Origin of the sequence: Corallincola holothuriorum, from assembly GCF_003336225.1 — a bacterium.
Taxonomy (GTDB): Bacteria; Pseudomonadota; Gammaproteobacteria; order Enterobacterales; family Neiellaceae; genus Corallincola; species Corallincola holothuriorum.
The window spans coordinates 160,546-170,458 of sequence record NZ_QPID01000012.1 but is presented as its reverse complement, the minus strand read 5'-3'; the positions used below and the strand labels follow the sequence as shown (position 1 = coordinate 170,458).

At 49.5% G+C, this 9,913-nt stretch carries 9 protein-coding genes; 4 read left to right on the top strand and 5 right to left on the bottom strand.

Annotated features, from left to right (window positions below):
* Nucleotides 1–148 precede the first annotated feature (148 nt).
* Nucleotides 149–442, top strand: a complete 294-nt coding sequence (locus DU002_RS17365) for a hypothetical protein (RefSeq protein ID WP_114339715.1) — start codon at nucleotides 149–151, stop codon at nucleotides 440–442.
* A 133-nt stretch (nucleotides 443–575) separates the two neighbouring features.
* On the opposite strand, the gene DU002_RS17360 is transcribed toward DU002_RS17365, so the two are convergent.
* A complete protein-coding gene (locus tag DU002_RS17360; protein ID WP_114339714.1) occupies nucleotides 576–2,027 on the bottom strand; it encodes a protein adenylyltransferase SelO in 1,452 nt (483 codons plus the stop codon).
* A 211-nt stretch (nucleotides 2,028–2,238) separates the two neighbouring features.
* On the opposite strand from DU002_RS17360, the gene DU002_RS17355 reads away from it, so the two are divergent.
* The gene (locus tag DU002_RS17355) at nucleotides 2,239–2,523 is read left to right on the top strand and encodes a DUF3630 family protein (protein ID WP_130566070.1); all 285 of its coding nucleotides are present in this window, start codon (nucleotides 2,239–2,241) and stop codon (nucleotides 2,521–2,523) included.
* 5 nt (nucleotides 2,524–2,528) lie between these two features.
* Here the strand turns inward: DU002_RS17355 and DU002_RS17350 are convergent, their stop codons facing one another.
* Nucleotides 2,529–3,122, bottom strand: coding sequence for a DUF4136 domain-containing protein (locus DU002_RS17350; protein ID WP_114339712.1), 594 nt, complete (start codon nucleotides 3,120–3,122; stop codon nucleotides 2,529–2,531).
* A 9-nt stretch (nucleotides 3,123–3,131) separates the two neighbouring features.
* Entirely contained in the window at nucleotides 3,132–3,752 is a 621-nt protein-coding gene (locus DU002_RS17345; RefSeq protein ID WP_114339711.1) for an outer membrane beta-barrel protein, read from the bottom strand.
* Between the two features lie 183 nt (nucleotides 3,753–3,935).
* On the opposite strand from DU002_RS17345, the gene purU reads away from it, so the two are divergent.
* Complete coding sequence (purU, locus tag DU002_RS17340; protein ID WP_114339710.1) at nucleotides 3,936–4,805, top strand: formyltetrahydrofolate deformylase; 870 nt, start codon at nucleotides 3,936–3,938, stop codon at nucleotides 4,803–4,805.
* Between the two features lie 72 nt (nucleotides 4,806–4,877).
* On the opposite strand, the gene DU002_RS17335 is transcribed toward purU, so the two are convergent.
* Both DU002_RS17335 and elbB read right to left on the bottom strand, forming a co-directional pair.
* Nucleotides 4,878–5,513: a hypothetical protein gene (locus DU002_RS17335; RefSeq protein WP_114339709.1), complete on the bottom strand. Its 636-nt coding sequence runs from the start codon at nucleotides 5,511–5,513 to the stop codon at nucleotides 4,878–4,880.
* A gap of 187 nt (nucleotides 5,514–5,700) precedes the next feature.
* Nucleotides 5,701–6,354, bottom strand: coding sequence for an isoprenoid biosynthesis glyoxalase ElbB (gene elbB / locus DU002_RS17330; protein WP_114339708.1), 654 nt, complete (start codon nucleotides 6,352–6,354; stop codon nucleotides 5,701–5,703).
* A 455-nt stretch (nucleotides 6,355–6,809) separates the two neighbouring features.
* Here elbB and polA point away from each other — a divergent pair, with 455 nt between their 5' ends.
* Nucleotides 6,810–9,563, top strand: coding sequence for a DNA polymerase I (polA, locus tag DU002_RS17325; RefSeq protein WP_114339707.1), 2,754 nt, complete (start codon nucleotides 6,810–6,812; stop codon nucleotides 9,561–9,563).
* Nucleotides 9,564–9,913: the final 350 nt, after the last annotated feature.

Sequence of the window (9,913 nt, the reverse complement as noted above, 5' to 3'; positions counted from 1 at the left end):
AAAGTATGCTACTGTAATTCATGCTGACCTCCAGCTTGTATTGTTGACACATACATTATGGCTCTGGCTTTTAGCTAACCCACGAAGGCGGAGGTCAGCACCTTTTGTGGGAGTCATATTGTCTATACGCCACTAAGTGATGTTAAGAATGGATAACGTATTGCGACTTGCTGATACAATGGAAACAGAAAAACGTGCCAGAGAGGTTCAGTTGCTGATTAATGTAATTGAACCTGATCCTGAGTTTCAACCCTGTTTTGTATCAGATCTCGCATCTTTGTATGACGTCACGGCGCAGCTGCCTGAAGTGATCGAGGAAAAAATTCGCTTCTATTTTAAAGGGGATTTGCCAGCTCCGATAAATACGCCGCTGTGGCAATTTGTTGACCTAGTAAAGCAACGCTATCCTGGTTGGCCGGAAGTGTGGCCTCCTGAGCACTAGCGTATAACAATGCAAGTCACTAACTCGTCGCTTTGCTCCTCGGGGACAACGAACACGACGCCGCAAGCCGTTGCCCGTGCTTGCGGCGTTCAACTTTCTGAACGCCAAGCCTCTCTTCTCCTTATCCAGCCGCTCAAGTACCACAAAATGTCTGGTAGTGACGGTCATTGTCTGTGGGTAGATCCTGATAGTCAGCGGTTTCGGCAAGCATTTGATAGGGTGAGCGTAACACTTTGAGCAAGGCGTCTGCTGGCGCACTGCTGTTGGTTAACTCACACGCCTGTAGCACCGCTTCTACGTGGTGATTGCGCGGGATCACGACAGGATTGGATTGCTGCATTAAAGCCTGTGCTGCTTGTTGTTGCTTACTGTCGTTACCGATGCGTTGCCGCCATTGGCCATACCAATTACCTAATGTGTCTTGTAACTTGGTTGCTATCTGTTGCTCGGTGAGTGAGCGAGTCAGCTGATGAAAGGTTTGGGTGTAATCGAGCTGTTGCTCCTGCATCTGCTCGAGGAGTTCGGTGATCAGGGCAACATCTGTTTGCTGGATCTCGTCGAGTCCTAACTTGGCACCCAACATGGTTTGGTATGCCTGTTCAAAGCGAGGAGAAAAATCGGCGATCAGCGCCTCTGCCTGAGCCAGTGCCTTATCCTGATCTTCGTCGATGAGCGGCAGTAAAGCTTCAGCTAAGCGGGCCATGTTCCAGCGGCAGATCGACGGTTGGGCACCAAAGGCATAGCGACCACCACTATCGATAGAGCTGTAGACCGTCCCCGGGTGGTAGATGCCCAGCATGGCACAGGGGCCAAAATCGATGGTTTCGCCTGAGATCGCGGTGTTATCGGTATTCATCACACCATGAATAAAGCCGATACGCATCCATTCGACGATCAGGGTGACCTGTTTATCCATCACCGCTCCAAGTAATTCCAGCACCGGGTTGGCGGCTGCCTTTAATGTGGGGAAATGGCGGTCAATCGTATAGTCGGTCAATGTTTTTAGGGAAACGACATCCCCCTTGGCGGCAAAGTATTGAAAGCTGCCCACGCGGATATGGCTGCTGGCGATACGGGTGACCACGGCACCGGGCTTGGGTAAGTCGCGGTAGACGGTTTCGCCAGTGGTGACCACGGCTAAACAGCGCGTAGTGGGTACGCCCAGAGCATGCAGCGCTTCACTCATCAGGTATTCCCGTATGGCGGGGCCGAGGGCGCAGCGGCCATCGCCACGGCGGGAATAACGGGTAGGGCCAGAGCCTTTGAGTTGCAGATCCCAGCGTTGTTGATGGTCATCGACAAATTCGCACAACAGATGGGCGCGGCCGTCCCCCAGTTGGGGATTGAACTGACCAAATTGATGACCTGCATAAACGCAGGCGATGGGTGATGCCTCTGGCAGTAGGTCGTTGCCAGAAAATAATTGAGCAAGGGCGTTTTCGTTGTCGGGTAGCCCCTGCGATAGGGCTAGCTGATCTGCCAGAGATAGATTCCAGAGTAATAGATGGGGATCGGCAACGGGAAGCGGATTAATCGATTCAGAGAAAGCAGTACCCAGTTGTAAATACGTATTAGAAATTTTCACACATAGCCCCGTGGCGAAAACGAATCATTTAGATTGCCTATGGGAGACTGTATCATCCCATGGCGTGAAGTGCGCCTGTTTCCAGCGCAGTAGGTGATAGCTTTTACGGCCGCGATAGGCTTTAGGTTCAGGTGCTATTTTGCTTCCTTGTCGCCAGTTTGGCGGCGTTGTGTCATCGAGGTACTGTTTTTAGAGGCTGAGTTTGATTGAGATGAATAGACCGATACCCCCGTTGTGGCGAGAAGCGGAACAGCACTGGTTATATCTAGGTGATGTGTTGGCTTGGGAACTGTTTCCGGCGTGGGGCGAGGCGCTCTGTGCGGAGATGGGGATCCAGGTGATAGTGAAAGATAGCGGTGCTGATCGGCATATCTGGCAGTGCCGAGGTAATGGGTTTGATCTGCTGCTGCAATTTGAGGGATTAGCTGAAACGATCTGGCTGGAGCCGTTGAGAGAGGCTGACTGGCCTGCATTGCAGGCCAGCTTCACAGAATGATGTTGTTAGCCGGCTTTATGGCGAAAGAAGCTATCGAGCAGGGTTTGCACGGCACCGTTTAGACGGGCATTACGTAACTCTTCTGATTGTTGCCCTTTGCCGACATTGGCTTGCAGGGCACCACGCCATACTGATTGTCCCTCTTTATTTTGAATGTCGATGACCAAGGTGCCTTTATCAAAACCTTTGTCACCGGCTAAGCCGAGAGATAAACCAAAATATTTTTCTAGATCGGCATCGTTAAGATCTTTTTCTAATGCCAGCACATAGCTGATTTTAAAGAACGCTTGCTCATGGTGCTCGGTGAAGTGATAAGCCTGTTGATCCATGTTTTTGACGATGGACTCTCGTAATAAGCCTTCAATTTCAGGGTTCTTTCCTACTTCCCCTAAAACACCACCAGTACGATCTGACCAGGTGACCATGGCTCTTGCGGGAACTGACAATTCCGGGCTTTGAATAGAAACCGCCACTGATTTTCGTAGTTCATCGGGGACTGCATTGGCGTCATCTTTGGCGGCAGTTCCGGTATCGCCACAGGCTGCAACCATTGCCATTAGCAGCACTACTAAGAAAGATTGTTGTAACCCTTTAGCCATGGTGGCTCCTTAAAATTTAACCAGTAATCCAGCGGTGACCTGATATTGCCACCAAATTTCACTATCCACTTTTACCAGGCAGCCGCCATTACAAAAGACCTGTTTGTCACTGTCCATGGCGGTAGCAATGGCGCGGCCATCTAGGCGCAAGCCGACATAATCATTTGCAAACCACTTTAAGCCACCGGCAAAGCCCATGGAAAAGTTGGTTTCAGAGCTGTACTCTTCGGGATCAAAATAGGTGGCCCCTAGGGTTGCGCCGATATAGGGACGTAACCCGGTATCACGAACGACAAACTCATAAGTACCACCGAAATGGTAATAATTAATATCCATGTCGCTGGTGGTACGAGTGCCGTTGTTATCAAATAGTTCAAGATCGGTATTTGTTTGTGCGAGATAAAGCTCATACTGCAGTTTATTGCCTTTTTTGTGACCATCTAACAGGTTAAGTGTGAAGGCAATGGTGTCGCCACTATCCGTGTCTAGGGTGTAATCGCTGTCGTCACTTTCGGTGAAGCTATCACTGCCGCTGGTACCAGCCATAAGTGCGGCTTCCCACACCCATTCTCTGGCTGCGTGTGCCGGCAATATGATGGAAAACAAAGTTAAGGCTAACAGTATGCGCATAATGGCTGTCCTTAATGGCACTTGATGGAATACTAGGTTGTCAGTCTAAGGCAAGTCGCTGGTTTTGTGCAGCTTTAGTATGACAATCTGGTCGGAGATGAGAGCGGTGCCCAGATCTATTTGGATCAGGTATGCTTACGCTCTGAAGTTGAACGGCTTATAAAGATAGGGTTGAAGGGATCAATGAGTAATACTGCGGCAGCGTCTGCCACTTTGCTAATTAACTGCCCAGACCGTAAAGGCTTGGTACATATAGTTACACAGTTCATCTATAGCAATGGCGGCAACGTTATTGATCTTGAGCAGCATGTGGATCGGGAAGATAACCGCTTTTTTATGCGGATAGAGTGGGATTTGAGTGATTTCGCTATTCCTGTGGATGCGTTGTCTGGCGCTTTTGAGAAAGCGTTAGCGAATCCTTATGAGATGCAATGGCAACTCAGTTTCTCTGATCGTAAGCCTCGTATGGCGGTGTTTGTGTCGCAGCATGAGCACTGTTTATATGACATGCTGGCGCGTTATCAGAGCGGTGAATGGGATCTCGAGATCCCATTGATTATCAGTAATCACACCAAGATGCAGGCCGCGGCAGAGGCTGCTGGTATCCCGTTTTATCACCTGCCTGTCACCAAAGAGACAAAAGCAGACGTTGAGGCGGAGCAGAAAGCTTTACTGCAGGCCCATGATGTCGATTTTATTGTGCTGGCTCGCTATATGCAGATCTTGTCTGACGATTTTATCCAGCAGTTCCCTAATCGCGTGATTAACATTCATCACAGCTTCTTGCCGGCTTTCCCTGGCGCAAAGCCTTATCATTCTGCCTATGCGCGCGGGGTGAAGATCATCGGTGCCACCAGTCACTATGTGACCGCGGAGCTCGATGCTGGCCCAATTATCGAGCAGGATGTGGCTCATGTGCGTCATACCGATACGGTAGATGACCTGGTACGTAAGGGGCGCGATGTGGAGAAGGTGGTGCTTTCCCGCGCTATCTGGCGTCACATTAATCAGAAAGTGATCGCCCATAACAATCGCACTGTGGTTTTTGATTGATACGTCAATTGAGTGACAAAAAATAAAGGCTCATTGATTGAGCCTTTATTTTTCTCCCTGTTAAGTCTGATACTAGCTCTGTCCTGAGCGTAACTCTATTTCAGCACTACCCACACCGACCTCCACCGACAGCGAGTAACCATCGGTATTTGTTCCCTGCCAATGACTTTCATTACCCACTAAATGGCGCTCTTCACTGGCGGAGTTATCTGGGGTTTCAATATCAATATCACCTACTCCACTGACGCCTTTGACCTGCTGAAAGGTAGCGATGGGCAGAGACACCGCGACATCTCCTACCCCAACGTTAATCTCGGCACTTTGCGCTAAATCGGCGATGTCAGCGGCACCTACACCGACATCAAGATCTAGTGTTATCTGCTTAGGCAGGTACAGCACCCACTTTTCCTGATAGCTATCTTCAGCCAGGGAGATTGAGAGCACGCCATCACTCTTTTCGATAAGCAGATTGGCGTTATTTACCGCCTCAGTAAACCAGCCATCGCGCTCGTCAACTTGCAGCGTAAACTGCAGCTCATCGCTTGCGGTGGGTAAGATTTTGATCGAGCCAACATGCACGCCGATCGCCAGGGTCTGGACACCTTGCAATGATAGCGTTTGCTCAAAGGTACGAGTGGGCTGTTCAGCCCATGTTTGGGTCGAGACCAGTAGACTGGCGAGAATAACGGTTGGTAGAAACATGCCCATGTTGACTCCTGTTCTTATTTGCATTGATGTTGGCTTAGCGGTTGCTGAGCAATAAAAAGCAGAAGTCGTGCCAAAGATATAAAGCTAACAATTACATTAGGTTATAAATTTCCATAGCAAAAGATATGGCGTGGTTTACTAGCTATTAGCAAACTACGCCACACTGGTGGGCTAAGCGGCTCTAGGATTAGGCCATAGCCAGTAACTGGTCTACAGCTTTCTCTATTCCCACCGCTGCTTCAGCGATGTTTTCTGCCAGCATATAAGCGGGTGTACTGATCACTTTTCGTTCTTGATCAACGCAGATCTCGGTTACCGCACACGCTTGATGCTCACCACCAAGCTGGTTAAAGGCTTTAGCCGTTTCACTGTCTGTGCCAATGGTGCCTTTAGCGCCATGGCCATAGACTTGTGGGATCAGGATCGGCGAGATACACAGGTAGGCCGCTACTTTGCCGGCAGTGGCAAACGCCTGACACGCTTTTAGTACGTTTGCATCTACCTGACACTCAGCGCCTTTGAAGGCGAAGTCCGATAGGTTTTTCGCGGCACCAAAGCCGCCGGGTAACAGTAATGCGTCAAAATCGGCAGCGTTTAGTTGCGCAACATCTTGGATCTCGCCACGGGCTATTCGAGCGGCTTCAACCAGCACATTTCGCTGCTCTGTTTCTGTCACTTCGCCGGTCAGGTGATTAACGACATGATGCTGGGCGATATTAGGTGCAAAGCATTGGTATTCAGCTCCTGCTCGGCTGAGCGCTAAAAGACTGATCACCGTTTCGTGGATCTCGGCACCGTCAAAAACACCAGATCCACTGAGAATAACTGCTACTTTTTTCATTGCTAATTCCTTGTTCCGATAACGCAAGTTTTTAGTATGTAATTTTTCGATATGACACGTCTCAAATTTCTATTAAAAAACCTCCATTAGGATCTGGCAATGAAAATCTGATGTGGTAATCTCTTTCGCTACTGTGATGCTGGTTAATTATTGACCGCCTTCTCCGCAGTACTAATAAAATGTTATTCACAGCAAAAACGGAATCACATCGAGAGCTAGGAATTGCTCGATCATCTTACCTAAGCTGCTGTTTTTAGTCGTATATTTTTTATTTTTATAGCTACTCTGTAGGCCATGCCGACGGAGGGTTTACTATTTCCCACACAGAGTTATCCACAAATTTCCTGCGCAGCGAGCGATTTCAATCGTCATTTCATGCCAAAGCCTTGTTAAACTACAACGACTATTCAAGCTATGGCATCCTTGCTGCTCTCCATCAAACTATAGAGTGACCCATGACCACGATCCCGGCCAATCCGTTTGTTCTTGTTGACGGCTCTTCTTACCTTTATCGCGCCTATCATTCGCCGCCGCATTTGACCAATTCAGCCGGTGAGCCAACGGGAGCGGTTTATGGTGTGGTTAATATGTTGCGCTCGTTACTGAAACAGTTCGATCCTTCGCATATTGCTGTGGTGTTTGACGCCAAGGGTAAAACTTTCCGTGATGATATGTTTCCGGAATACAAGGCCCAGCGACCGTCGATGCCAGATGATTTGCGCTGCCAGATCGCTCCGTTGCACGAAATTATTCGAAATATGGGGCTACCGCTGTTGATGGTGGATGGGGTCGAAGCCGATGACGTCATTGGCACGCTTGCCCGACAAGCTGCAGCCGAAGGGCGACATACTTTGATCAGCACTGGCGATAAGGATATGGCGCAGTTGGTGGATGAGCACGTCACACTGATCAACACCATGACTGACACCGTGATGGGTCCTGTTGAAGTGGAGCAGAAATATGGTATTCCGCCGACGCTGATCATCGATTTTCTGGCCTTAATGGGTGACAAGGTCGATAACATACCGGGTGTGCCAGGTGTGGGTGAAAAGACGGCACTGGCCATGTTGCAAGGTATTGGCGGGCTTGATGCGTTGTATGCCGATCCCGATGCGGTGGCCACACTTGGTTTCCGTGGTGCCAAAACCATGCCGACTAAGCTGCGTGATAACCAGGCGGCGGCAGATATGTCGTATAAGTTGGCAACCATTAAGCTTGATGTGCCGTTAGAAAAACTGCCTGAACAACTGACGCGGACAGCGCCAGACAAAGATGCTTTGGTAAAATTGTTTGGCCAGATGGAGTTTCGTCGCTGGTTGGCTGAGATCCTCGATGGTGAGGGTGAGCAAGCCAATCCAGTGACTGATAGTCCGGCATCCAGTGCGGCAGCGATTGATCGCAGTGGTTATCAGACCCTGTTCACGAAAGCTGATCTAATGCCATGGTTGGAGAAACTTGCCGCAGCGCCTTTGTTTGCCATTGACACCGAAACAACCAGTCTTGATGTACAAGAAGCGAAATTGGTGGGTATCTCCTTTGCCGTTGCGCCTGGCGAAGCGGCTTACCTGCCGCTGGGACATGATTACTTGGGGGCGCCAGTGCAACTCTCGTTGGCTGACATCCTGCCGCTGCTGAAACCGGTTCTGGAGGATCCCAAGATCCTGAAAGTTGGGCAAAACCTGAAGTATGATTTGGCGGTGTTGTCTAATCATGGCATCGAGCTGGCGGGGATCGCCTTCGATACCATGCTTGAATCCTACGTCTTCAACAGTGTTGCCGGCAGGCACGATATGGACAGCCTGGCACTGAAGTATCTCAGTCATAAAGCGATCAGCTTTGAAGAGGTGGCTGGTAAAGGGGCGAAGCAGCTTACCTTTAATCAGATTGAGATGGATCAGGCCGCTCCTTATGCGGCGGAAGACGCTGATATCACGTTGCGCTTGCATCAGACTATTTGGCCAAAGGTTGAAGCAGACGCATCGTTGACCAAGGTGTTCAATGATATTGAGTTGCCATTGGTACCGGTATTGTCGCGGATGGAACGCCATGGCGTGCTGATTGACAGTGCCATGTTGGCAGGGCAAAGCGATGAACTAGGTATTCGCTTGGCGGAACTAGAAAAAGAAGCGTTTGCCGTTGCTGGCGAAGAGTTTAACTTGTCTTCGCCGAAACAGCTGCAGGCGATCTTGTTTGATAAGCTGAGCTTGCCAGTACTGAAAAAGACCCCGAAGGGGGCGCCTTCTACAGCAGAAGAGACACTACAAGAGTTGGCGTTGGATTACCCCTTACCAAAGCTGATCCTCGAGTATCGTGGTCTTGCTAAGTTGAAGTCTACCTATACCGATAAATTGCCGCGGATGGTGAATGCTGGCTCCGGCCGGGTCCATACCTCTTACCATCAAGCGGTAACAGCCACGGGGCGCCTCTCCTCCTCCGATCCTAATCTGCAGAATATCCCTATTCGTACCGCTGAAGGTCGCCGGGTGCGTCAGGCGTTTATCGCCCCGGCCGGTCGTGTGATCGTCGCGGCTGATTATTCGCAAATTGAACTGCGGATCATGGCGCACCTGTCGAAAGACGCTGGCTTGCTCAAAGCTTTCAAAGAGGGGCTGGATGTGCACAAGGCGACTGCCGCTGAGGTGTTTGGTGTCACGCTTGACGAGGTGACTACTGAACAGCGTCGGCGGGCGAAAGCGATCAACTTTGGTTTGATATACGGTATGTCCGCTTTTGGTTTGAGTAAACAGCTTGGGATCCCGCGACATGAAGCACAATCCTATATGGATACCTACTTTGAACGCTATCCTGGCGTACTTGAGTATATGGAGCGCACCCGAAAAGAGGCGGAGCAGCAGGGCTATGTCGAAACCCTGTTTGGTCGTCGTTTACATCTGCCTGATATTAAGGCGCGCAACATGGCGAGAAAGAAGGCGGCTGAGCGTGCGGCGATCAACGCGCCGATGCAGGGAACGGCAGCTGACATCATCAAGCTGGCGATGCTGAAGGTGGACCATTGGATCCAAACTGAAGGTAAACAACGGTTAGTGATGGTGATGCAGGTTCACGATGAATTGGTGTTTGAGGTGGAGCAAGCGCAAGCGGATGCGTTGGCAAAAACATTGAGTCAGCTAATGAGTGATGCTGTTGAGCTGGATGTGCCGCTATTGGTTGAAGCTGGGATTGGTGATAATTGGGATCAAGCACATTAGTTATTGCTTGGCTATTAATAAAGCAATATTAGGAATTTTATTACATAAATTACTTTCATGTTAACTGCGCGTTTGGTACATTAGTAGGCGTAGGGTACAGAGGTAAGATGTTCATTCTTACAGACCTTTTGGTTTCAGCTTGTTGAAACTGTTGAATTCTTACTCCGATACGTCAGTGTCGGAGTTTTTTTTGCCTGAAACCCCCCGCTATAAGCCATTCTATAGCCATAAATTGCGCTATATCAAACAAGCGTTCAACTGTTAGAGTTTTAACTTTAAATTGAAAAAAAGCGCCTTTATAGTGCTCTCAAGCTAATAACCTTGTTGTTGGCTTTGACCCTAAGGGGTCT